The sequence below is a fragment of the Paenibacillus sp. BIHB 4019 genome (assembly GCF_002741035.1).
Classification (GTDB): domain Bacteria; phylum Bacillota; class Bacilli; order Paenibacillales; family Paenibacillaceae; genus Pristimantibacillus.
In genome coordinates this window covers 4,240,027-4,265,133 of sequence record NZ_CP016808.1, presented here as the reverse complement: position 1 = coordinate 4,265,133, position 25,107 = coordinate 4,240,027, and the positions used below count along the sequence as shown (strand labels likewise).

19 protein-coding genes are annotated in these 25,107 nt (G+C 47.6%); 2 read left to right on the top strand and 17 right to left on the bottom strand.

The window, feature by feature from the left end; genetic code table 11:
* Nucleotides 1-202: 202 nt before the first annotated feature.
* Nucleotides 203-2,554 carry an alpha-L-rhamnosidase-related protein gene (locus tag BBD42_RS18510; RefSeq protein WP_099519361.1) on the bottom strand — a complete coding sequence of 784 codons (2,352 nt, stop codon included), beginning with the start codon at nt 2,552-2,554 and terminating at the stop codon, nt 203-205.
* Nucleotides 2,555-2,567: 13 nt separating this feature from the next.
* Nucleotides 2,568-5,849 (bottom strand): alpha-L-rhamnosidase, encoded by a 3,282-nt coding sequence (locus tag BBD42_RS18505; protein ID WP_099519360.1) that lies wholly within the window; start codon nt 5,847-5,849, stop codon nt 2,568-2,570.
* Nucleotides 5,850-6,052: 203 nt separating this feature from the next.
* On the opposite strand from BBD42_RS18505, the gene BBD42_RS18500 reads away from it, so the two are divergent.
* A complete protein-coding gene (locus BBD42_RS18500; protein WP_099519359.1) occupies nt 6,053-7,102 on the top strand; it encodes an AraC family transcriptional regulator in 1,050 nt (349 codons plus the stop codon).
* Between the two features lie 480 nt (nt 7,103-7,582).
* Here BBD42_RS18500 and BBD42_RS18490 read toward each other — a convergent pair whose 3' ends face one another.
* From BBD42_RS18490 to BBD42_RS31830, 11 genes are all read right to left on the bottom strand, one after another.
* Nucleotides 7,583-11,440 (bottom strand): X2-like carbohydrate binding domain-containing protein, encoded by a 3,858-nt coding sequence (locus BBD42_RS18490; protein WP_099519357.1) that lies wholly within the window; start codon nt 11,438-11,440, stop codon nt 7,583-7,585.
* Between the two features lie 613 nt (nt 11,441-12,053).
* Nucleotides 12,054-13,289, bottom strand: a complete 1,236-nt coding sequence (locus BBD42_RS18485) for an aminotransferase class I/II-fold pyridoxal phosphate-dependent enzyme (protein WP_099519356.1) — start codon at nt 13,287-13,289, stop codon at nt 12,054-12,056.
* Nucleotides 13,290-13,296: 7 nt separating this feature from the next.
* The gene (locus tag BBD42_RS18480) at nt 13,297-13,680 is read right to left on the bottom strand and encodes an arsenate reductase family protein (RefSeq protein ID WP_099519355.1); all 384 of its coding nucleotides are present in this window, start codon (nt 13,678-13,680) and stop codon (nt 13,297-13,299) included.
* A gap of 119 nt (nt 13,681-13,799) precedes the next feature.
* On the bottom strand, nt 13,800-14,795 hold the full coding sequence (locus tag BBD42_RS18475; protein ID WP_237163537.1) for an RluA family pseudouridine synthase: 996 nt from the start codon (nt 14,793-14,795) through the stop codon (nt 13,800-13,802).
* Between the two features lie 17 nt (nt 14,796-14,812).
* Nucleotides 14,813-15,385: a cob(I)yrinic acid a,c-diamide adenosyltransferase gene (locus BBD42_RS18470; protein WP_056034420.1), complete on the bottom strand. Its 573-nt coding sequence runs from the start codon at nt 15,383-15,385 to the stop codon at nt 14,813-14,815.
* A gap of 213 nt (nt 15,386-15,598) precedes the next feature.
* Nucleotides 15,599-16,816 carry an aminotransferase class I/II-fold pyridoxal phosphate-dependent enzyme gene (locus tag BBD42_RS18465; protein WP_056034417.1) on the bottom strand — a complete coding sequence of 406 codons (1,218 nt, stop codon included), beginning with the start codon at nt 16,814-16,816 and terminating at the stop codon, nt 15,599-15,601.
* Nucleotides 16,817-16,828: 12 nt separating this feature from the next.
* A complete protein-coding gene (locus BBD42_RS18460; protein WP_046233088.1) occupies nt 16,829-17,320 on the bottom strand; it encodes an Lrp/AsnC family transcriptional regulator in 492 nt (163 codons plus the stop codon).
* A gap of 97 nt (nt 17,321-17,417) precedes the next feature.
* Nucleotides 17,418-17,825, bottom strand: coding sequence for a spore coat protein (locus BBD42_RS18455; protein WP_099519354.1), 408 nt, complete (start codon nt 17,823-17,825; stop codon nt 17,418-17,420).
* Nucleotides 17,826-17,861: 36 nt separating this feature from the next.
* Nucleotides 17,862-18,086, bottom strand: coding sequence for a spore coat protein (locus tag BBD42_RS18450; RefSeq protein WP_099519353.1), 225 nt, complete (start codon nt 18,084-18,086; stop codon nt 17,862-17,864).
* Between the two features lie 283 nt (nt 18,087-18,369).
* The gene (locus BBD42_RS18445) at nt 18,370-19,035 is read right to left on the bottom strand and encodes a DUF2642 domain-containing protein (RefSeq protein WP_099519352.1); all 666 of its coding nucleotides are present in this window, start codon (nt 19,033-19,035) and stop codon (nt 18,370-18,372) included.
* Nucleotides 19,036-19,147: 112 nt separating this feature from the next.
* The gene (locus BBD42_RS31830; protein WP_172455549.1) at nt 19,148-19,924 is read right to left on the bottom strand and encodes a hypothetical protein; all 777 of its coding nucleotides are present in this window, start codon (nt 19,922-19,924) and stop codon (nt 19,148-19,150) included.
* A 354-nt stretch (nt 19,925-20,278) separates the two neighbouring features.
* Between BBD42_RS31830 and BBD42_RS18430 the strand changes: the two genes are divergently transcribed.
* On the top strand, nt 20,279-21,409 hold the full coding sequence (locus BBD42_RS18430) for a CotH kinase family protein (protein ID WP_099519349.1): 1,131 nt from the start codon (nt 20,279-20,281) through the stop codon (nt 21,407-21,409).
* An 8-nt stretch (nt 21,410-21,417) separates the two neighbouring features.
* On the opposite strand, the gene cysK is transcribed toward BBD42_RS18430, so the two are convergent.
* The 4 genes from cysK to BBD42_RS18410 all read right to left on the bottom strand — a co-directional run bounded on the left by cysK (nt 21,418) and on the right by BBD42_RS18410 (nt 25,065).
* On the bottom strand, nt 21,418-22,335 hold the full coding sequence (gene cysK, locus BBD42_RS18425) for a cysteine synthase A (RefSeq protein WP_099519348.1): 918 nt from the start codon (nt 22,333-22,335) through the stop codon (nt 21,418-21,420).
* Between the two features lie 28 nt (nt 22,336-22,363).
* Entirely contained in the window at nt 22,364-23,671 is a 1,308-nt protein-coding gene (locus tag BBD42_RS18420) for an MFS transporter (RefSeq protein ID WP_237163143.1), read from the bottom strand.
* Nucleotides 23,672-23,996: 325 nt separating this feature from the next.
* A complete protein-coding gene (locus tag BBD42_RS18415) occupies nt 23,997-24,527 on the bottom strand; it encodes a hypothetical protein (protein ID WP_099519347.1) in 531 nt (176 codons plus the stop codon).
* A 115-nt stretch (nt 24,528-24,642) separates the two neighbouring features.
* Nucleotides 24,643-25,065, bottom strand: coding sequence for a DUF350 domain-containing protein (locus BBD42_RS18410; protein ID WP_099519346.1), 423 nt, complete (start codon nt 25,063-25,065; stop codon nt 24,643-24,645).
* Nucleotides 25,066-25,107: the final 42 nt, after the last annotated feature.

Sequence of the window (25,107 nt, the reverse complement as noted above, 5' to 3'; positions counted from 1 at the left end):
GCTTCCAAATCACATGTGTTCCTGTTCCCCCTTAAATGTTCTCTACATCGAAAATTGTAGCGCTTTCAAACATTAAAATCACTGACACTATCCGCCTTCTAAAGTTGACATTTTATGTTCTTCAGTAATTTCAAACAACAGCGACCTTGCCCTGACCTAAAGCCTGGGAAAGGTCGCCGCCTTTAATCTATAGTTTAAAGCTTTATACGCTTGAACAAGATACGTTCGGGATCTTGCCACGTGCAACGAAGACTCTTCCGTTTCGTCTATTCTCGAACTGTTCCATATACACCATGAAACGAGCAGAAAGGCATTCTGGATACTCTAGGTCAATCATGAGAGAGCCGTCAGACTCCCTGACTAGTTCCACAGATATATAACCAAAAGAAGTCGGTACTGTCCCTTTTGCCCAGGTCAGATCTCCCAGTTTAGGATGGAAAACAAATTCTCCCGAAGAAAGATTGCTTACGTCGATGCCCAACACCTGCCTAGTCAACAGATAAGTCGGTGCCGCTCCCCATCCATGACATAGACTAACCGGAGTATCGTCCGACAGGTATGATGGCGTATTCCCCTGATAAGGACTTGGAATCGTGCAAGGTGAGGATGAGGGATCGAATGTTTCCCACCATGTCGTCGCTCCGCGAGCAACCATTCCCCCCCAATAATCACGCATAATGTTCAATGCCATGTTTACATATCCGCGGGTAAATAGCGCTTCAAGAACGATGTGGTAAAAAAATGCACCTTTTAATTCTGGACATTGACCTGCAGCAAAAACATTTTGAATAAAATCATCTGCCTCTTCGTCGGTCATCAAGCCGGACCAAAGTGCAATGAAGTTGGTCTGGTAAGTGACGCTGCTCGATAAGCCATCGTCCGTTAAGCAATCGGCATACAGCCCACTGTCCGGAATGCGTAAAAGCAAGCGAACAGTCCTATTCAGCCGTTCCGCAAGTTCAGCACATTCTCGTGAGAACCCCTCATCTTCAAATACGGCTGCCAATTCTTCCGTGCTTCGCAATACTTTGTAATATAAACAAGAAATGGCGGTTACCCGATCACGCTTATCCATATAATCTGCCCAATCCACGAAGCACCACCAACCGCTGCGATCCGCCCTAGCGAATAAACCGTCATCGTCCTCCTGCTTGCCGAACCAAGCTAGCAATTTGCGAATTGTCGTCTCCAGTTCTAATATGAATCCCTTATCGCCCGAGTAAATCCAATAATCGTAAACACCAAGCAGCCAATACGCATTAAAATCAGGCAGCAACTGAGAATTACGCTCCGGGCCTGTACCTGGTATTGAGCCATCTTCATTCTGGATTCTGGCAAGCTGAAGCAAGCATTTTCGAAGAAGGGCAGTGTCGCCGAATGTTTGATAAATCACTTTGCCCATTACAACAGCGTCAACAACCCAGAGCGCCTGCTCTCGATAAGGGCAATCTTCCAGATGGTCTTGGCTATTCACGCGTGTCGTATAGCGTCCGATGTCCCAAATTTGATTCAACAAAGCATCATTGCAACAGAACGAACCTTCTTGAGTAAACGGATAGGAGACGAACTGAACCCTGAAATTCGAAATCAGCAACGGGGCAGCTGCCGCTTGGACTGCTAACTTCACATATCGAAATGCCCGCCTTCCGAACGGTGACAGCCGGTTGAAACCCTTCTTCAGAACAAATGTGTCTACTAGCACCAATTCTAGCGACTCGCCATAATACAACTGTACAACGCCCCCTTCCGGAGCAGCGATATCCATAATTGGATAACCAACCTTCTCAGCAGCGAAGTCGAATACAACCGCGGGCATTGAACCCGCAACGGAGGCATCCACCTCCATGTTTCCTGACGCTCCCTTTAATAGCTGCATAAAACCATGAACGGCGCCATAATTTTCTTCAACGCGAATGATGAATTCGGGCTTGACGTCTTCCCGGGCAAGAAACGGAATTTCACGGGGGATCAAATGCAGCCACGGCGTATCTTGAACATCTACCTCAGAGACTATTCTAGCCTTTGCCCAGTTGGAGTCATCGTATTCCGTTTGTTCCCAGCCGTCCTCTTGTTCCGCGAGGTAAATTTCCTTAAATCCATTCCAAGCATGCATTCTTGACACCTTATGTACCCAGCGGGACGACCGACGGCATTTCCAGCGCTCGTCTGTGTAGACAGCCACATCGCCTTCGTCTGTAAGCATATCCAATTGGGCGACAATACCTCCCGGACCTTGCTTTTGGCTATTGTAAATATGAGTATCGGAAAAATTGTATGCAACAATAGCAATGCTGTTGGCTCCACTATGCAACAAATTCGCCACTTCATAAGAATCATAATACTGCCAGGCATTGTCTGAAGGAGAAGGGCCATTGCCTACCCATGCCCCGTTCACAAACAGCTTGTATTCCTGATTAGCAGAAATATGCAGTACGGCTTCCTGAAGGTCAGAATCGACTAAAAAAAGAGTTCGTGCTTCTGTATACACATTGGGAGTATTCACAGGCGTATTGCTCCAAATCCACTTCGCTTGCCAATCTTGTTTAAGCTTCATGGTCCTATCTCCTCTATTGAATTACTTCAGAGGATGTTAGTTTCAAACGGAAAAAAAATTCATACGTTCCGCTTCCTAGCTTCTCTGTTATTCCGGGGAGAACGACCGTTGCTGCAGCGTTTGCCGGAATCGTGCAACGGTACGCAACCTCGCTTCCTACGATAGAATAGCTGCTTTCAATTCTTCCGAATCCCGTCTCAATGCCCCCGATTGCACTTGCAAAGCCCGTCAATTCAGGCTTCAGAATAAAATGTGAGAATCCCGGGTTCTGCTCATCCCTCCGGATCCCTAGTACGTATTCATACAGCCAGCTTACGACGCTTCCTAATGAATAATGATTAAAGCTGTTCATGGCGTTACGCCCACCGAAACCTTTCTCAACAGTGTAGCTATCCCAATGCTCCCATACCGTCGTTGCACCCTGGGTCACAGGATATAGCCAGCTTGGATAAGTCGTCTGGGTAATTAACTTATAAGCGAGATCAGAATACCCGCCTTCACTGAGCATCGGATTAAGCGGCCCGGTTCCGAAAAATCCAGTCGTTACTGTGAAGCCGGCTTCCTTGGTCTTCTCCGCAAGGTTGTCGAAAGCCTTTTGCCTGTTAGCCGGAACGAACATATCGAAATTCAAACCGATCGCATAGCCACCCTGCGTATCGTTCACCGTACCGTCCATATTCAACGTTTTGCCGGAAATCGGCTCTACAAAAGTATCGTTCCAGTATTTTTTCGCTTCAACCGCTTTATCTTTATAATAGACAGCATCATCCTGCTTATTTAACAACTCTGCATACACGCTCATTAAATAAACGTCTCTCCCGTAAAAAGCATTCCATACAAGATGGCTATCCGTTTTACTTGGCGCAAGCCAATCGTCGATTGGTCCCATATAAGCAGGGCCGGGCATTCCTTTGTTTTCCAGATAGACCATAAAGCGCTTCATCGTGTCGTAGTACTCAGCAATTACCTCTAAATCTCCATACTGCTGGTACATTTCCCATATCATTAAGTGAATGCAACTGCCGTAAGTAATCCCGCCGAAACCGCTGCCCACCGGCGCTATATTCGGCAAATTGCCATCAGCTAATTGACCGTCTCGTATAGCCTGCAGGTAACGAAGATAGAAGGACCTTGCATTACTCTGATAAGCAGCTGTTCGCAAAAATACATGACCGTCACCCGTCCAACCCATTCGTTCGTTTCGCTGCGGACAATCCGTAGGAATACTGATGAAATTGCTAAGCTGACTGTATTTCACATTTTGCACCAATCTGTTTACCAATTCATGATCCACTTCCACCTTGCCCGTGATAGCAGCAATGCTGGAAAGCTGAATGCTTTGTACGTCTTCCAGAGCTGGAGCCTCGACAACTCCAGTAATCTCGATATAGCGATAACCATGGAAAGTAAACCTTGGCATGTAAGTTTCACCTTCTGGATCCCCTCGAAATTTATAAATGTCAGTACTGGATGCATCCCTCAAGTTAGCCTGAAGCAGCCTCCCATACAGCTCCCCATATTCCTTAAGTTCCGGGTAAAGCATTTCTGCATAGCGAATTCGCGCTTCGGTCCCTGCTTCACCTTTAATTCTCAGGATTGGCACACCAGCAATCTCCTGACCTAAGTCATAAATGTAGACGCCTGGAGCTGGTTCGGTCATTCTTTTAGCTGTAAACGTTTCAACCTGTTTCACGGGTGCGTTGTAGTGGCCAATCAGTTCTGGCTCCGATTCGTTCACCGCCGGCCACGGTAGGAAGGCTCCCGGCAAGGAATCAAATTCTCCGATCGGAGCAACCTCGATAATCTCCGGCCTCTTCATGCCTGCTTCAGCAAAACCCGGTTTCGAGAAGTCCTCATAAATATAGGAAAAATTCGCGTCATATATTTCTCCCTGAAAGAACCCAGCAAAACGATAAGGTCCCTCACCAAAATAAGACCATTCATCATCGTTAGATACCAATATATCTGATGTACCGTCCTCATACAGCAACACCAGCTTGGCGAGCAGGCTTTCTTTGTCCCCCCAGTAATTATAATTTCTCATGACGAAGGTTTGAGAGCCGCTCCACCACCCTGCGGACAAAGTGAAACCAATACCGTTTACTCCTTCAGACAAATAAGGTGTTACATCATACGTTTGGTACATCAGGTGCTTATCATAGTGGCTAGAGCCCGGTGCGAAAAACTGGTCATCGATCGACTCACCGTTGATCATGCATTCATAGATGCCTCTAGCAGTAGCGTACAGTCTCGCTTTCCTAAGGGGCTTTCTTACATCGAAATCCCTGCGCAGCATGGGTAGTGCATGGCAATCAGGACTTCTGGTAACCTGCAAATCAATCTCTTCCGCACACAGCTCTATGCCAGACTCCGTATCCATTTCATAAAAAATGTTTGAAGGATGGCGAAGGAAGCTTAAACGGATACCATCAAAATGCGCCATCGTATGCGCACAGGCGAAATAGCCGATATCGCACAGTCTTGGGAAGGTCGTAATATCATTGTTCCCCAGTGGATTTAACTGTCGTGCATCGTCAACTAACACGCCATCCACGTAAGCACAAGCGTTATTGCCTGATACTTCAACTCTCAAGTAATGAGGGGCGTGCCGATTAGCTTCCGTTATTAGCGGTTTCGTCCCTCCCCCGATTTGCCCAATGAGAGGTACCGAAGCAAATGGGATATCATTACGGTCATCCTTATGGTAGCCAACCCTATAGATGTCCAGCCTGGCAAGCTGATCGTCAAGATTTATTTCATATCGAATGTAGTTCTCGCCTTGCAATAATGATTCGTTTCTTTCCCGGTTTAGAAGCCTATTGTCATTAGCCCCAAATACAAGCCCCGCTCGAGTACCCCCTGGCCTAATCGTGATCGTGCCCGTCAAGGCAAAAACGCCCATCGCCTCGCTATAGACGTAATATTCCGGCGCTCCGATCCATTTGGCGCCATCCCAGGCTTCAATCCCTGAATTCATGAGACCGGTTTCAAATTTAGTCGAAGCGGCTGCCGTTTCCCCGTTCTGATTTACAGTTGTAATACCGACATAATATTCTGTACTAGGCTGCAGTTCATAACCTTCATAGGCTGTTCCAATGGAGCAATCTGTGTGCTTCCAACCACTGTCCCACAGATCATGCCCGTTAGGCGTACTTCCTACGATAATTCTAGCCGAGGTTTGCTTCATATTGTTCTCATCGGAAGCAAACTTCCAGGCAATAACAGGCCACCTTTCGTCTATTCCCATAGGCTCGTGTTCATGCATGATCGTTATTTCTGTGATATTGTAAGCCATCTTCCTCCACCTTCTTTGTGCTAATTCTAACGTTCTATACTAATTGAATCGCTCTCAGTTCTATCATATTTTTAAGTGCTATCAATAGCACTGACCTATTTCACCTTCAAAAGTTAACATTTTATGTTCTTTGTGGATTGGAATTTTCTTCGCTTTCTTATATAATTACTTGCAATTCCTTAAAGGGGGGGCGTCGAGGCATCATGCACATAGAAGAGCTGGAGAAATTACTAAACGCGTATACGGAAGACGAATTGTTTTATCGAGATTATTATGAATCCAAAAAAGACACCTCGAAGCTTCAAGCTTTCTTAGAATGCGCGGATCTTTCCTATATCAAAGATCGGTTTCTCGTCGTACCCGAGATCAGTACCAGCCATATTTCAACCTTCATAAAAGAAGAGGATTTATTTTCCAATAATTACAGCGTTGATATTCTAGTTCTCAAACATAATCGGTATACTCCGGTTTTCAAACATAAGCATGAGTTTTTTGAAATGATTTATGTTTACTCGGGGCAATGCACACAAGCGATTACGGAAGAAACAATCCTACTTTCTGAAGGAGACTTATGCATCATCCCTCCCAAAGTAGAGCACACCATCGAAGTATTTGACGAGAGTATTATCCTGAACGTGCTGATTAAACGAAGCACTTTTAACGACACGTTTCTTGAAATTCTTAAACATGAAACCGTTCTCTCATCGTTCTTCAATAAAGTATTGTATACCGAGAACTATAGCAATTACATTATTTTTAAAACAAACCGAAATCATAATCTGAAAGAACTCATGGGAAGGCTCTACATTGAACATCATATCAACAAAAAGTATTCTGCTAACATTTTGTATAATCTGCTAATGCTGTTTTTCGGTTATTTGCTAAGAGAACACGAGGGACAAGCCATACTTCCAAAGAGCTTGCCTAAGAGCGAAAAGATGCTTTCGATTTTGAGCTATATGCAAAACAACTATAAAACAGTAACCTTAGGAGAACTATCGCATCGTTTCCATTTTACCGAATCCTATTTAAGCAAAATGATAAAAACATCTTTAGGCCTCACGTTCAGTGAAATTTTACAAACGATAAAGCTAAATAAAGCCATTGAACTGCTTATGAGCTCGAATATGAAAATTCACAACATCAGCGAATCGATCGGCTTTGAAAACAATACGCACTTTATTCGAACGTTCAAAAAGGCATACGGAATTTCGCCGAATCAATATCGCAAAAAGCCAGATGGACTGAACTAGACGTTCAATCCATCTGGCTTTTTGCTTGCAATTGCTTAGTTTGAGTATTTCGCTGCATCCGTGACACGGTGTACTTCAGCAAGAAACATTTTGCTCTCTCTTGCATTTGCAGCGTTAGAGAAGCCCCTCCTACACCCGCACAAACTTCCACCCATCCTGCTTTCTTTAAGTTAATTAAACAGCCCTGAAGGATTCTCAGGGCTGGAGTATCTTATGGCTCTATTCCCCATACCAGATTACCGGAGATATAGACAGTTACATGAGTTGAATCAGTGAAAGCAGTAGCTGTTGGATTAAATGAATAATCATTTGTCTGCGTATAGCTGCTCCAGTTATTTTTATTGAATGCAGTTAGAATCTCCAAGCTTTGGCTGGCAGTAAGTGACCCCGCGCCACTGGTAAAGCTGTACTCCGCATAATGATCTGCCCCTGTCTTTACCGAAGGCATAGGAACCAGGCTTCCAGAGACGTTCGAACCGCCTATTGATTTGTCCCCATTGCTTGCGTCGCCAAATAGCTTTTCTTGATCGTCACGGTAGTGCCCGACACTGTATAATCGACACCTTCATTCAAGGTCGAACTTCCATTTTTAATCGCGGTTAGAGCGTGTCCGTTTAACGACAGGTTTAATGCAATGTCAGACTGGTTTGCTGCATTCTTGTCAAAGGTTGCTGTGACCGGACTGAACGCTGCGTTACTCTTAACACTTACGCTATCGAGCCAGATCGTACCGCCGCCACTGCCGCCTCTTAAATACAAGCCGACAGAATTAACTTCAAGCCAGTCATTTGGAAGAACGAAAGTATAGGTCAACCATTGGCCTTTCGCAGGACTTGCGATATACCCCCCACTAATGTCTGTATAGATATAACCGTCATGCATTGCCGCAAACTGTAGAGCGCTCAAGTCTGCATTATTATCAACAAAAATATGGTAGGTGATTTCATCGCCGGGCTTCAAATCTCCCTCTGCAGCCGAGAAATTAGGCGTGATGGAACTCGTAATGGTCGGATAAACCAATTTCAGCGATGTTTCCCCAGCGTACGCCTTCGTCATATCCTGTGTCCCTATGGCCTGATCGACTCTCCACCCGTGTAACCCAGTCTCGAAATTATATCGAGCGGTATCCGTCACAACAGAGGAATTCGATACTTGTACGTGCAGAACAGGATCGTTTCCTGAGTTGAAGTCGAAGGTCAATGAGGTCGTTCCAGCAAGCTGCTTGGCAAGGTAACTTTTTAGAATAGTGACGTTATTGCCAGTTACGGTATAGTCGGTTCCTTGCACCAACCCTACACCAGTGTTTTTAATACCAAGCAAAGTAGTGCCGTTAAGTGTCATTGTTACAGCAATATCAGCCTGGTTGGGAGTATGCCGGTCGAAAGCAGCCGTCATAGGCGCAATAGTTGCGCCATGAACGACATTAACGCTGTCTACCCATACACTGCCTCCACCCCCATTTCCTAAAACTCTAAAGCCGAAAGCTTCGACATCGTTCCAATCGTCAGGCACCAGATACGTATACGTAAACCACCAATTTTTCAGAAAAGTCGTGTCGGTACCTAGAGTGACTCTCTGATTGCCGTCATGGACACCATAAAACTCCAATGAATTAGCATCTGATCCACTATCTACGAAAATTCTATATGTCACTAGATCCCCCGGCTGTAGTCCGCTTGTTTCCAATTTGACGTCAGGAGTCGTAGACGTCTGGCTGCTAGAGTAAGAAACCTTTGCTGAAGCATTACCAAAATAAGATTTAAAGATATCTCTCGTAATTGTAACGTTGCTAGCAGTAAGTCCTTGTAAATCCGATTCAAAGTTGTAGGTGGTCGTATCCGGCGCATTAGCTGTGCTTTTTACTACAATATCTAATACAGGGTCTATTCCGTTGTTCATATCAAAAGTTAATGTTGCTGTACCCGAGGGGAGACTTTGCAGATAACTGCTTCTAACCGTAAGGCAGCTTCCTGACAGTGTGTAGTCCGTCCCTTGCACAAGCAGAGTAGTTCCATTCATAACCGCGTTCAACATATTGCTCTTTAGCGTCATATTCACTATAATATCGGATGGCTGAGTTGGATCAAAAGTGGCTGTCATTGGCGACAAAGTGGCATTCGTATCTACGTAACCAGACTTATCTCCATAAAGAATACCACGGCCGTTCGTTCCCACATAGAGACGTCCATATACTTTGGGGTCACCGGTAATATCTTGAATGCTGCCGTATTGGTGCTGGTCATCGTTAATGCGTACCCAAGTTGCCCCTTGATCGTCTGATCTATAGAAGCCATATACTCCATCGATAATTCCTGTTATAAAAACAGATGGATAGGTTTGAGAAGGCGCAGACTTTCCGAAGCCTAGCCTATACGCTTCTGTAACATTAGCGACCTTGGAGAACGAAGCGCCCGAATTACTTGAACGGTAAAGTCCACCCGTTCCACCAGTCAGCCAAAGATGCCCTTCTTGCCCATATACAGCCTTCATCACTCCATCTGCCAGGAGCCAACTCTGCAAAACGGGTACACTTGCCGAGGATGCTGCAAATGATATGCCACCGTTATGGCTTATATATACTTTTCCGGTAGCCGGATCATATAGATAGGCTTTGTTCGGATTAACCCTGTCAGTAATAGGTTTCAAATCTGTACCGGCAAAGCCAGGGCTCGCAGTCCAAGTTTTACCCAAATCTATAGAAACGTATACCCCCATTCCCACTGGGCTCCATAGAAGATTAGTTCCATCTGCGTTAATTGCAATTTTGCCGCCGTTGGTTACACCGGGAGGCTCCGATTCGAAGTTTTTCCATGTAACCCCTCTGTCTGTCGAGATTAAACCATTAACAAAACCATTGGCTGTATATTTGCTAGTTCTAACTATGATATTGGATTGCAATTCGGCATAATCAAGACTCTCATTGCTGCTAAACTGAGGATTATAGGGACCGTTCACAGGCGATACATCAAGATTATCGTGCCTAAACCCAGTCACATCCCCCAGTCCGCTGAACAAATAAGGCCCAACTGTAGGACTCTTTAATTCTACCGGTACAGTCTCCTCCATTCCAACCGTTTCGAAAGACCATGTAACCGATTGATTATTATCCGAGTCTTTAAGATTCTCAGTCAAGTAAGTACCATATCCTGTAACGAACATAGCCTTATTGCTGTCAAAAGGATCAATCTCTACGCTGGTAATCCAGTGTGGAGTCATTCCTGTAATCAGGCTTGGATAAGGAGACTTGGTTTCACTGCGAATTCCAGTCGTTAGAATTCCTTTCCACGTGCTGCCCCCATCGGTTGTGCGGTATATTTCATCGGCCGGAGTATAACGGCATAGAGTCGATATAAGCATGTTATTAGGATTTTGTTTATCAATGGAGATTCCACTGAATCCGTGGGTTATTCCTGTTCCCAGCGGAGTAATATTAGACCATGCTTTGGATGTTAAGTTATATTTATATACGGCTCCACTTGTCGCATCATAAGGACCACCCAAGGAATTAGGATTGCCAAAACCAGCATACGTGATATACAGATTGCGGCCATTCATCACGATTCGCATTGGCACGTAAGAGGTAGGCTGTCCGGATATCGAATTCCATGTGTTTCCGCCATCATTGCTAATGTATAAGCTTCCTGCTGTTGCATTCGTAGCCCCTACAATGATTCGCTGAGTAGCTGCGCCCGTCGAAGAACTCGATGGATCGAATAAAACAAAGGTTGTACCCGAAGCCGGAAAGCTTGTTACCTTATTCCATGTTGCTCCGGAATCTACGCTTTTCCATAATCCGTCCTTATTGGAGCCCATGAAAAGCACGTTTGGAAGATTTGGGTCGACTTGAAGCCGTTCGCCAGTCCCTCTGCCTAGCTGATTTCCTCCTACCTTAAATGGAAGTGGTGTCCTAGTCCAGGTAGCTCCTTTATCGGATGAAGCAAGGAAAGCTCCGTAGCTTCCCCAAGACTCATAATATAATCCTGTCATTAAATAAACTTTGTTCGGATTCGTAGGGTCCGCTGCGACACTTAAAATCCCTGAATCGTTGACATCTGACCTTCCGATATTATCATTGAGCGGAATCCAGGTTTTAGCCGAAGAATTCCAACGATATGCCCCTCCAACGTCTGTTCGAGCGTATAATAATCCGTTTTGCGCGGTACTGTAGACTACAGCAGGTACATAGCCTCCTCCATTAATCTGTACGCTCTTCCATTGATAGCTTTCACTGGTTGCTGCTGCATGAACTTTGGACGCTGGAATTGCAGAAACTAGAAATAAGGATAATGCAAGCAAAAATAGTAGAAATAATTTCTTCTTCGAAAGTACTTGATTCACACCTTTCACCTCACTAAAAAATTTTCAATTTACATATGTCCGTGGTACTTGACCACCCCCTTTTACAAAAATAAGATATGGAAGGCGTATATTACAGAGAATTGAAAGCGCATACAAAAAGTGTGTTAAAGCTGCTAGGCTTGTCAGTATTGCAGAAAACTGAGGAGTTCCCTATTCATTTAAGCGCTTTCATTTATCTATGTAATCATCTATCTCTGTAGTTTAGATTATTTTGGGGCGATTGCACTAACATAATTCGCATTTTAAAATTGACAAATTCTGTTCTTCTTCCACACTCACCACACTCTCGCTGTCCGGTAAATTAACCACTCAACTTGGAAATTCTACAACTTGTTTCATCTTAAACAGAGTTAAAATTAATAATTTGGCCATAAAAAAAGATCAACTAGTAAACTAGTTGATCCAAATAAGCAATGAAGTAACCATTCATAAATACCTTTATCCATTCAAGAATGGAGAGCACATTGCAATTATTCTTCATAATCTCAGTTGTGGGTAGAGACGCTTTATAACTTTCGTACTGGCTGGTACGCAACGTCATATTGCCCATATCCCAGAAGCCATTTTTGCTCGTTCATATGCGCTTTCTCTTCTACGTTGTTGAACGTTGATGCACACGCGCTTCACCGCGAATGAAACGGCCAATGCGCTCCGCTGCCTCAAGCAGCCGTGCCTCGTCCACCACAAGCGCCAGACGCACATAACCTTCGCCCTCGCTGCCGAATGCTTCGCCTGGAATGACCGCCACACCCGTCTGTTCCAGCAGTTCACGGGCAATCAGACGCGAGGTCCAAGGCCCATCCGGATGCGTCCACTCCATAGCCGGCAGCGCTGCCCAAATAAACATCGTTGCTTTAGGTTTTTCCACCTGCCAGCCTCCTGCACGAAGCGCTTCGATGAAAACATCGCGGCGGCGCTCATACAGCTGTCCCACTTTAGGAGGAGCTGCCTTGGACATCGCTTCTTTAAGCGCCGCAACGCCTGCCTCCTGCACAGCAGCAAAGATGCCATAATCAATATTATCCTTCAGCTCGCGCAGTGCGCCAACCGCCTCCCGGTTGCCTGTCACAAAACCGATGCGGCAGCCTGCCATATTAAAGCTCTTCGATAAAGAGTGAATTTCAATTGCGAGCTCCATCGCCCCATCGGCAGCAAGAATGCTAGGCGGCTCAAAGCCGTCAAACGCCATTTCAGAATAGGCGGCATCGTTTATTACGAGCACATCGTATTTGCGAGCTTTGTCCAACACCTGGTCAAACAGCGCCATATCGGCTACAGCAGATACCGGATTTCCTGGATAATTGAGCAAAATAAACCTAGCACGGCGCCATTCCTCTTCCGTAATAGCCTCCACATCCGGCAGAAACCCGCCCGCTGCCGTGAGCGGATAAAAAATCGGCTTTACGCCGGCAATCGCAAGCGACCCTGCATATATCGGATAGCCCGGGTTCGGCAGCAGCACCTCATCGCCCGAGTTGCATACCGCCATCGCCAAATGAGCCAGCCCATCCTGCGAGCCCATTAAAGAAAGCATTTCCGACTCAGCATCTACTTGCACGCCAAAGCGAAACGCCATCCATTCTGCTGCTGTGCTGCGAAAAGCATCGCTTCCCCGCGTGCCCATATAGCCGTACTGATTCGGGCGAAGCGCAGCATCGCCAAGTGCCTGCATAACAGCTTCTGAAGGCGGCTTGTCCGGGCTGCCGATATCTAAATCAATGACATCCATGCCTGAAGCTCTAGCCTGCTTCTTCCACTGGATGACCTCGGCAAAAATAGAAGAGCCTAGCTCGTCCAGCCGATTGGAACGCCACTTGCCTGTTGTCATTCTACGCTCACCCATTCCATTCCTGAACATATTGCTCTTCTTTAAAACCAACTGTCGCTTTCGTGCCATCCGTCGCAATCGGACGTTTGATCAGCATGCCGTTCGAAGCCAGCAAGGCAAGCTGCTCGTCCTCGTTCATGGAAGCAAGCTTGTCCTTGAGTCCAAGCTCGCGATATACGTCGCCGGAGGTGTTAAAAAACTTCTTCAGCTCCAATCCGCTGAGCTTGACCAGCTCTTTAAGCTGCTCCGCTGTCGGCGTCTCCTCTACAATATGCTTAAGCTCCAGCTTATTGCCTTTCGCCTGCAGCGATTTCACCGCGTTGCGGCATGTTCCGCATTTGGGATATTGATAGACGGTGATCGTCCCCGCTTGCCATGTATTTGCACTCATTTACGTTCTCCTCCATAGCTTAAACCATTGAAATAATAGGGCAGCTTAGCCGCCTCGTGTTATACCTATTTGTTTATCTATTTGTTTATCTATTTGTTTATCTATTGCTTCTTTCTTTATTAGGTTGCTTCTGGCTCGCTTTCTTGCTTTTGCTCCAGCAATTGCTTCAGCAGCTTGAGCTGCTCCGGCAGCTCAGCGCGCCACTCCATCCACTGCCCCGTCATCGGGTGCGTCAAGCCCAGCATCTCCGCATGCAGAGCTTGCCTGCCGGCTGCCTGCTCCCACGCTGCGCAAAGCTCGCCTGCTGCTGGCGGCAGCCCATACATCGCGTCGCCTATCAACGGGCAGCCGATATATTTCATATGCACGCGAATTTGATGCGTGCGTCCCGTCTCCAGCCGCAGCCGTACGAGCGAAGCAGCGCCCTCTCCATACTCCGCCGCAATCTCATAATGAGTGACCGAGGGATAGCCATCCGGCGTCACAATCCGGACGTGCGGCGAATCTGGATCACGGTCAATCGGCTCATTAATCGTACCTGCCTGCTCGGGCGGAACACCATATACGAAAGCCGCATATCGCTTCGTAATCGCATCTGCTTGGAGTTGGTCGGATAATTGCTGGTGAATATAAGGGCTTTTCGCAACGACGACAAGTCCAGAGGTATCCTCATCCAAGCGATTTACCGGGCGGAAACGCACCTTCTCGCCCCGTTCCCTCCAATGGTACACCACGCCGTTGGCCAGTGTTCCCGTATAATGCCCATGTGTTGGATGTACGACAATGCCCGGCGGCTTATTGAGAATGAGCAAATGCTCATCCTCAAACACAATTTGGAGCGGGATCGGCTCTGGCAAAATATCTTCCGACGTCTCTTTCTCCATCCGAATGCGGATGATATCCCCCTCAACAACCGTCGCGGTCGTGTAAACGCGCTGCTCATTAACCGTAATTCCATGCTCAGTCAGCTTAAGCCGCGACAGAAGGCTGCGCGATACGCCAAGCCTTCGCTCCACTAGGGCGCGCACGGACATCCCCGCATCCTCCGCGCGCACGACGACCAGCAGCGGCTTATAATAATTAGCATCTATATCCATTATTCCATCGGTATTCATCAAATCGCCCGCATCCATTATTTTTTCCGTTTCCGGAACACTTCCTTGCTTCTAACATATTCAGTATCCGGCACGCCGAGCTTGGCGTTCGCCACCCGTGCAGCTGCAAAAAAGAAATCTGAGAGGCGGTTCAAATATTTCGTCACCTCAGGGTTAGCCGGATGATCCGCAGCCAGCGTCACGACGCGGCGCTCAGCCCGGCGGCATACGGTGCGGCATACGTGCAGCAGCGAAGAAAGCGGACTTCCCCCTGGCAAAATAAACCGAGTAATTTCCGGCGCCTCCGTAATGTATACATCAATAATCTGCTCCAGCCGTTCTGCCGGTTCCGGCGTCACTTTAAGCGGCGCTCCCGGCCTTGCATAAGCAAGGTCAGATCCGCAGTCGAACAGCTCCTGCTGAATATCGACCAGCAGCGCTGCCATCTCCGCAAGCTGCTCATGCTGTGCAGCCTCCGCAGCCGCCTGCCCAACGAAGCAGTTCAACTCATCAATCGTGCCATAGGCTTCTACCCGAATATCATCCTTGCGGACACGCCCTCCAATTAATGCCGTTTCTCCACTATCTCCCGTACGCGTATATAATCTCATGGCTCAGCATTGCCCCTCTCATTACATTTCCGTCTGCTTTTAAAAAGCTACTATCCACTATACCATAAACGGCCATTCCTGCCGAAGCATTCTCTGAGAATCTGCCTGTGTCCAGCACAAAAAAGCGGCATTCCAGCTCAAACTGGAATGCCGCCATTGCTCAAGAATAACCGCGTAAAATTGCTGCCAAACAAAGCTCTTCGAATTTTCCGCCTAGCCCTGCTTCAGCTTGTGCACAAAGCCTCCAATGCGATCCAGCGCTTCGGCCAAATTTGAAACCGAGGTTGCATAGGAGCAGCGCAAATACCCTTCGCCGCCGAGGCCAAACACATCGCCCGGAACAGCTGCTACACCGCCTTCCTCAAGCAGGCGTTCGGCAAATTTTTCGGATGAAAGCCCCATCGCCTTAACCGAGGGGAACGCATAAAACGCGCCCTCCGGCTCATGGCATTCCAGCCCGATATCGCGGAAGCCCTTCACAACAAGGCGGCGGCGCTGGTTATAAGCATCAACCATCCGGTCTTTCTCTTCCAAACCTCGCGTCAAAGCTTCTACACCAGCATATTGCGCCATGGCTGGAGCACACATGACCGTATATTGGTGAATTTTGAGCATTGCGGCAATGAGATCAGGATGTCCGCAAGCGTAGCCAAGCCGCCAGCCTGTCATCGCGAACGCCTTCGAGAAGCCGCTGACGAGAATGGTGCGGTCCCGCATACCCGGCATCGCCGAGAAGCTGCAATGCTTCGTTCCGTAAGTAAGCTCGGCATAAATCTCATCCGAGATGACAATAAGATCGTTATCCTCGACCACTTTGGCAATCGGAAGCCAATCCTCATAAGTCATAATGCCGCCTGTCGGATTGCTCGGATAACATAAAATTAAAACCTTGGATCGCGGAGTAATAGCAGCCTGCAGCGATTCAGCCTTAAGCTTGAACTTGTCTTCAGCAAAAGTCTCAATACCAACAGGAACACCGCCGCCAAGCGCAGTTATAGGAGAATAGGAAATATAGCAAGGTTCCGGAATTAAAATTTCATCTCCTGGCACAATTAACGCCCGGAGCGCCAAATCAATCGCTTCACTGCCGCCAACGGTGACGAGAATTTCATTTGCTGGATCGTACGGTGTCTGGAACTGATCATTCAAATATTGGCCGATCGCTTCGCGCAGAGCAGGCAGGCCCGCATTTGACGTATACTGCGTCTTGCCTCTTTCCAGCGAATAAACAGCCGCTTCACGAACATGCCACGGCGTAATAAAATCCGGCTCGCCAACACCAAGCGTAATGACATCTTTGCGGGTATTGACCAAATCAAAAAAACGACGAATACCCGATGGTTTAATATTTTGGACAGAAGGGGTCAAATAGTCCGTCATCGCTTGACGCTTCACCTTCGTCCGTACCAGCTCTTCCTCTTCTTTAATCATCACATTCACCTCTTACGGCGAAATCATCAAACGATCGTCACCCTCATGCTCCTCGAAGATAATTCCATCCTGTTTATATTTTTTCAAAATAAAGTTCGTCTTTGTCGACAATACAGCATCGATTGGGGACAGCTTATTCGATACGAAGGAGGCGACCTCCTTCAAGTTTTTCCCTTCGATCTCAACGAGCAAATCATAGGCTCCGGACATCAAATATACGGATTTCACTTCCGGATATAAGTAAATGCGCTCGGCTATGCCTTCGAAGCCACGTCCCCGCTCAGGTGTAATTTGCACCTCGATCAGCGCCGTTACCTTCTCGTCATCTACCTTGCTCCAGTTCACGATAGTCGCGTATTTGACAATAATATGATTATGTTCAAGCTCGGCTATTGCCTGCTTTACTTCCTCAGCGGGAGCACCTAGCAAAGTAGCGATTAAATCCGCGTCACGTCTGGCGTCTTCCTTGAGCAGCTCCAATACTTTGAGTTGCAATTCGTTCATCATATACTCCTTCCAGCAAACCTGAAGTTATTATCCTTCATATTACAACGAATCCGGGCTTCCTGCAAAGAAAAAAACAAAAGACCCCGAAGGGTCTTTACATGTAGTAGGGCTGATGGGAATTTTGCTGGTTGTACTGTTGCTGCTGTTGCACCATATGGCCGTATCCTGCTTGCATCGCATGCGACTGGCTGCCCATACGCTGCTGCAAAAACTGCGATGTTTTTTGCTGGGTTTGCTGGTACTCCTTCAACTGCTTGTCGATCTCCTGTCTGAGCACAGGGGATGCGGTGTTATACATATTTTGCGACTGCATCACTTGATACAGCTCGCCCTGCATTTTCAGCGTGCTGTTCAGCAGGTTCGTAAACATTTGGCGGATGGATGGACAGGAAGCCTCTGTGGCCGCCGTCGCGTATTCGCGGGTTACCCGTTTCAAGTCGCTAAGTACCGTGTAGGCCAGATCCTCTTCTGGCAAAAACGATTGCGCATATTGCTGTTGCATCTCTTTTTCCTCCTTATGTCTGCTTGCCAAATATGCTTATTGCTGCGGCTGGGTCGGCGCCATGCTTTGATGCTGCTGAAGCATTTGCATCAATGTCTGATAATGCTGCTGATGCGTATTGAGCATTTGCGAGCAAACCTGACGAAGCTGCTGATTGCTTGCACCTACAGATACGGCCGAGCATTGCTTAATCAGCAAGTCCTCGTTGGACATCGAATCGGCTACATACTCGAGTTCTTTCGCGGTCATTGGCTGTAACATCGAATTATCTCCTCCTTAACTTTTCTTTGATTGAATGCATATTCGCGAGCGAAGTTCATAGCTCCGCTCGGCTGACCGAATGTCAACCCTTACGTATTATGGATCAGTCTCCCACTAATTATGTATGGGTATACCACCTTAATTTACAAGGCTTTCCACTAGGCTTATCTTCGTGCTTGTCCACAACGCCATTTAATTACGCAAAAGCGCCTATCCCCTCTTCGCAAGGTCAATAGGCACTTTCACCTTCATTAATATAGTTTACGGGAGACGGAACGAACCTTTAAGGCAAATGAACGGTTTTCACATGGTCAAAATGTAAAAATACCGAAGCGCCGCTCGCCGTGGACAGCTCAAGCATGCTTTGATCAATCGCTTTAAGAACGCCCGTTTTATTTGAGTTTTCTCCCAAATCGAGCACGACAAATTCACCCATCAGCTTGCGCAGCTGCTGATCGAACGTTCGCGACAAAGTGACGGGGGATGGCCTTAATGGAAACTGCTCGGGAGTCAGCTTGTATGGCGTGACATCGGGGTTGTAGGGAATTAAATATTTCAGATGGTGCAAAGACACCATAACCGTGTGGTAAATCGGGGAATAAAACACGAAATAATCATTCATAACTGTCGTAACGTAGCCATGGATCGATTGATTCCCGGTAATGTACAGCTCGGAAAACATCCCTTTGGCATTCATCAAAATTTTGCGGTAGGATACTGTTTCATTGTAGGCTTCAAAGGGCAGCTCCGGCACCTCGAATGGGTCATACTTGTGATTGGACAGACGCAGCTGCTGCAAATGAATGAGCGGGACATAAATAAATTGCAAACCCGTATGCAGCACTAAAATATCTTGCCCGAATTCAATCAGCTTGCCGCGAATAGGCGCGATCTTTCCCGATATGTCCAGCTCTACTTGCTGGTCAAGCAGCGGATGGCGATTTTTCATAGTATCTCTCTCCTTTCTGCCGACTTTTTTAAATGAATACCGGGCTTCGGCATCAAGTGCCTGACCCGGTATGCCACTAGCGTCTAATGCATGGTGATGTTCCCGCTAAACGCTAATTTCTTTTGCCTGAGCGGTTTCCATTTTTGTTTCCGCTTTTATTGTTATTTTTGCGGTTTTTGTTTCCTCCGCTGTTCGATCCGCCTGTGCGGTTTTTGTTTCCTCCACTGTTCGTTCCGCCTGTGCGGTTTTTATCTCCACCGTTGTTCGCTCCGCCTGTGCGGTTTTTATCTCCACCGTTGTTGTTTCCGCCTGTACGGTTTTTATTTCCTCCCGAACGGTCGCCACGGGAAGTGTTTTGTCCAAGTAGCTTAATGGTTTTAATGTGGAACAATTGAATTTGAACAACTTCACGGTTTACGACCAGCAACAAGGATGTGCTGCCAACTTCGGCGATAAAGCCTTCCATTTTCTCCGGGCCGCCCCAGTTAATTTGCACAAATTTTTGGTTGAGCGCACGGATTACGCCGATGAAGCTGGAAGCATGAATATAATGCGGAGTACGGCCTTTGCTTTTGTTGCTAGGGAAATCCGTAATGCTCTTCACATGGCTCGTGCTCACATAAACAATGCCTTCCTTTGTCCAAAGCACAAGATAGTCATTTTTCACGGCAACGAGCGTACCTTGGAGGGATTCTGGACCACCACGGTTGATTTTCACAAATTGTCCAACGAGGCCGTCAAGAAATGATTTAGTCCCATTTTCATTGGAGCTTTTGTGCTGGTTGCTTTTATGCTGGTTGCTTTTGTGTTTGTTGCTTTTATGGTGTTGGTTCATATTGCCCAAGTTGCGATCCTGTTCCCCGCCTACAAAGTTGCTGCAATAATTCATAGTAAAATCCCTCCAAATGTTTAATGAGCAGTGCTAGATTTACACACAATCTTAAAAGTTAATGACCCTGTCCCTGCTTGCTGTTTCCACCTTGGCCTGAGTAGCGAGCATCCCTCCAGTGCTTGATGCCGTTCATCTGTCATGGGAGACGATTTATAATACATTTATATGTATCCCTCATATAAGAGGTACTAGATTAATAACTATTTATTTATGGCATAAGCATATAACTAGAAAAGTTTCATAGAGTCGCTGCTCCAGCAGTAGCAAAACACCCCTCGGCAGAATAAGGTAAATCAGCAAAAGCCTATCTGAGGACGATAGGCTGATCTGCCCGCAGGAGGTGGAAGCCCTATGTCAACCCAAACGCTGCCGATTCGTGAAATTACGATTGAACCTGATCATTTGCAGGAACTGCAGGAGGATTCCTGGAGCCATACGTTCCAGCCCGTTCAGCTAGAGATGAATGGAAAGTCTAGAGAAGCCACTTTTGGCTATCGCGGCGGTCATACGAGGAACTATTTTAAAAAATCCTATGAAGTCAGAACGACAACCGGCTTGACGCTGCATTGGAACGCCGAGTTTGATGATCCTTCGATGATTCGCAATGCGCTGTCCTTCCAGTTTTTCAATCAGATTGGCGTGCCATCGCCGCGTACCCGGCATATTTGGCTCATCATTAATGGCGCCCCGCAAGGCGTCTATTTAGAGATTGAATCCGTTGATCCCAGATTTTTTCGCAGAAGAGGCATTGGCTGCCGCGCCATTATTTATGCGGTCAATGACAGCGCAAACTTCAGCCTGATTGATCCCATTACGGAGCGGCGGAAGGAGTCTCTTTTTGACGGCTATGAACTCGTATCCGGACTTGCGGCCTCCGAGCTGCGCCTAATCCGCTTCGTCAGCGGCATTAACCGCAAGCACAAATCCCGCCTGCAATGGAGCACTTGGACGTCAAGGCGCCTTGATGTCGATCAATATTTGCTCTGGCTTGCGGGAGCTGTGCTTACGGGAAACTATGATGGCTTCGATCAGAATTACGCGCTTTATTTACATGGCAAAACGGGGAAATACCGGATGATGCCATGGGATTATGAAGGAACATGGGGAAGAAATTGCTACGGCAAGCCATGTGGAAGTGATTTGGTGCGGGTGGAAGGCTATAATACGCTAACGGACAAACTGCTGGCCATTCCGGCCTATAAACGCAAATACCGCTCCATCCTGCTCCGGCTGCTGCAAACAGCATTTACGGAGGAGCAGGTGGAGCGGACGGTGCGCGCGATGTACAGCAAGCTGACGCCAGCCATTCGAGAGGATTACACGCGAAAAAGCAGCTTTGATACGTATTTGAGCGAGCCCGACTTCATATTGAATTATGTGAAGGAGAGGCGCGCTCTTATTAGAAAGGCTATAAAAAGCTGGAAGCTCACGAAGAAGGCAGCTGATGTTGAGGTTGCCGCCCTTAAAGTTAAAATTCATTAAAGCCGTTTTTAAAATAATTCCATGCTTAAGTAACGCTCGCCTGTATCGGGAGCAATACAGAGCACTCTGCTGCCAGCTCCGAGGCGGCGAGCCACCTGAAAAGCCGCCCAAACGGCAGCTCCTGAAGAAGGGCCGAGCAGCAAGCCTTCCTGACGGGCCAGCGCCTTCATCATAGCGATTGCATCGTCATCTGCCGCCTGAATGATTTCATCATAGACGGAAACATTCAGTATAGCCGGCACAAAGCCGGGACTTGTGCCCACCAGCTTATGCGGCCCAGGCGCTCCCCCGGACAATACGGGCGAACCCATAGGCTCCACAACGGCAATATGTAAATTAGGAAGCGCGGCTCTCAGCTTCTCACCGGTTCCTGTAATGGTGCCGCCTGTTCCTGAGCAGGCAACAAAAGCATCGAGCCGCCCTTCCATCTGCTGCAATATCTCCATTGCTGTCGTACCGCGATGGGCATCGGGGTTTGCTTTATTTTCAAACTGATTCGGAATAAAGCTGCCTGGAATACTGCGCGCCAGCTCCTGCGCCTTGGCAATCGCACCAGGCATTCGCTCGGCCGCAGGCGTCAAGACCACTTCCGCGCCATAGGCACGAAGCAGCTTAATGCGCTCCTGGGACATATTGTCCGGCATAATCAAAATGAGCTTATAGCCTTTAGCCGCCGCCCCCATGGCCAATCCAATGCCCGTGTTTCCGCTAGTTGGCTCTATAATCGTGGAGCCCGGCTTAATATGGCCGCTTAGCTCGCCAGCTTGAATAAGGGAAGCTGCCGCCCGATCCTTAACGCTGCCGCTCGGATTAAAATATTCCAGCTTTACGAAAACATCTCCGCAGCCTTCCTCCGCCAGACGGTTCAGCTTCACAACAGGCGTTTCGCCTACTAAATCAATAATGCTTGATACGATTTTTGGCATCACTGTTAAACCCCCTGTTTCCCATGAATCATGATGTCTCTTGTTCCAACAATGGACGCATCATCCACCAGCCAATAACAGGCACCGAGCCGACTACGAACAGCAGCCAGACGACTGCCAGCGGAGAATGATTTTGCGTCAGCACAACCAAATAGCCGCTTAGCCCAAGCACCCGTCCAAGCGTCAGACCCGCTTCCCGCAAGACGATATATTCCTCGCGTTCTCCACCGCTGGACTGCGATTCCCCAATTAAATCAAATACCCTTGAAGTCATCGGTATAATGTAGAGCGGCATAAATATCGACGTCCCAATACCGAATAACAATAAATTCGTAAAATTCACCTCGTAAAACAGTGGCAATATGACAAGGGCATTCATGACTGTTCCCACTAGCATCGCCCGCTTGCGATTGCGCGGGGACAGCCGCTTGCCGACCAGCCAGAAGCTGATTAGGGCAACGGAAGAGGTTATGAGCGTAAAGCTGCCCAGCTTGGCCTCATTTTGCGTGGCGATATAGACGGTCAAGCCGACTAAAAAAAGAAACACGCCTTCCCGTACGCCTTGAGCTATGACAGCTGGCAGCATTCTACGCCACGGATTGCCGGGAATGGCAAGCTGCTGAAAGCCATGCGTCCAGCTGTATCGCCTGCCGTCCTGCTTGCGTTTCTTCAACCAGAAGCTCAGCACAACCGAAATGGCCAGTATGACAAGCGATGCCGTAAAAATAATCTGATACCCGCGCTCGCCGCTCATCGAAGTAATAAGCAAGCCCGATACCCACGGCGCCAAAATCCCCGCACCTGACCCAAGCAGCCCTGACCAGCCATTGAAGCGGTCGCGATTGTCCGGCTCGGTAATTTCAAAATAAATGACATCAAATGCGACCCAAAATAACCCCAGCGCTACGCCATTCAATATGCCGAGCGGGATAATATAGCTCGCCGCCAGTTTGCCCAGCATGAGCACCGTGAAATAAAAAGCCCCCGACAGCACGATGCCTGTGCGGAGACTGTTCATTTTATTATATTCTTTAACCCATTTTCCCGCCAGCCAAAAGGTAATGCCGCACGTTAAATACTGGCTCATCGTAAACCAGCCGACCAGCATATAAGAGGAGCTGGCTTTCCATAAGTAGATGGGCACGAATGTTCCTGAGAGCGCAAGCGCAATGCCGAATAACGCTTGAACAGCCAGAAGCAAGATGGCCTGGCGGTCCAAAACGCCGCCTGTAGGCGCTCTTCCCAGCATCGCTTGGCGGCCGAACGGCCCCAATTGCATCGACGATTTCATGCGTGTTTTTGCCCCAGTACCGAATTCACCTTTGTTCTGTTTCATTTTCGTACCCCTTCCCCGGCTGCCGGCTGTATAGGCTAGCTTGTTTACTCGCCCGGCATGCTGCCCCTGCATTTGTTTAGGTGCTATATAAGGTTCCCTACATGCGTCAGGTACATGCCGCTCCTTTTGCTGGCATTTATAGGCTGGAGGTTCAGACGTAAAAGGCTGTCGCCGTCCTCTGGCGGCAAAGCTACTGTTTCGCGGGTGAAAAATAAGCCGTTTATAAGAGAGAAACTTATCAATGCTTATATGTCAAAAAAAAGCCGGAGCAAGCGCAGTGACCTCGACGAATCAGGTCAAAACCGCGTTGTCCGGCTGTTTGATATTAATCTTCGGAAGCGAGTGCCTTAAGCATTTCTTCCCGGTCATTGCCGCTTAGCTGAGTAGCGGTATGGAAGCATGATGGGCACACATATAGCTTGAGTTCAAATGGCGGCTGAAGCAGAGGCTGTCCTAATGCCGGATGCAGCGTCGGCTCGAAGGAGCCTGCCGCTATAGTCTGCTTTCCTGCTTCCAGCATATATTCACGGCAGGAAGAACATTCCGGCGCCTCCTCCTGTTCATTAATGATTTGCTGCACTTTGCCTTGTGCGCCAATCCAGTCGCGGTGCGTTCTGCGGAAGCCGTCATCTGCCTCATCCCAATCGCTGCCCGCTTGCTGACCGCTGCCATCTTCCTGCTCCCACTCAGGCTCTTCTTCCTCCTCATCCTCATCGCGGTCATTATCGACGCCGAATTGCAGCGTACGGTAGCCATCCAGCTCATTTTCACAATGAGGACAATTCTTTTCGGGACCGATTTCTTCATCCCATACAATTTCCGTTAAACACCATGGACATACAACTTGCTCTTCCATCCTTGATTGCCCCCCATTTAATTGTTGATTACGTAATAAACCCCGATGCTAAAAAACACAATGGCGAGTGCCAGCAATGTTCCCCATAAATATTTCATGTCGATCCTCCTGCATTCTAGCTCACAATGGCACCGCCAATGACATACGAAAGTGAAACGGAAATAATCATAGCAATTAAACCAACAGCCCGGTTATCCCGCTCGATTTCATCATCGATACGGAATACCGGCGTTAAAAACTCAAACAGGAAATAAGCGCCTAGCAAAATAAGGAAACCAAATGCGCCCCAAATCATGCTTTGGTAAATGGAGTCATTCGCTTCAATTGAAAATCTAAAAATATTGCATATCCCGAAAATTTTACCGCCCGTCGCCATCGCGACAGCAACGTTGCCGTTTTTAATTTCTTTCCAGCAGTTGTAACGGGTAACGACTTCGAACACCCATAAAAAAACGAGAAGCGAGAGAACCACAATGGATATATAAAGCAGCATTGCCAAATAGGAATTGCCAAGCAGCACATCGACCTCATTGCTCATGCGTTACCCTCCTTTAACCGAATTGCGAAAATGATGCAGCGG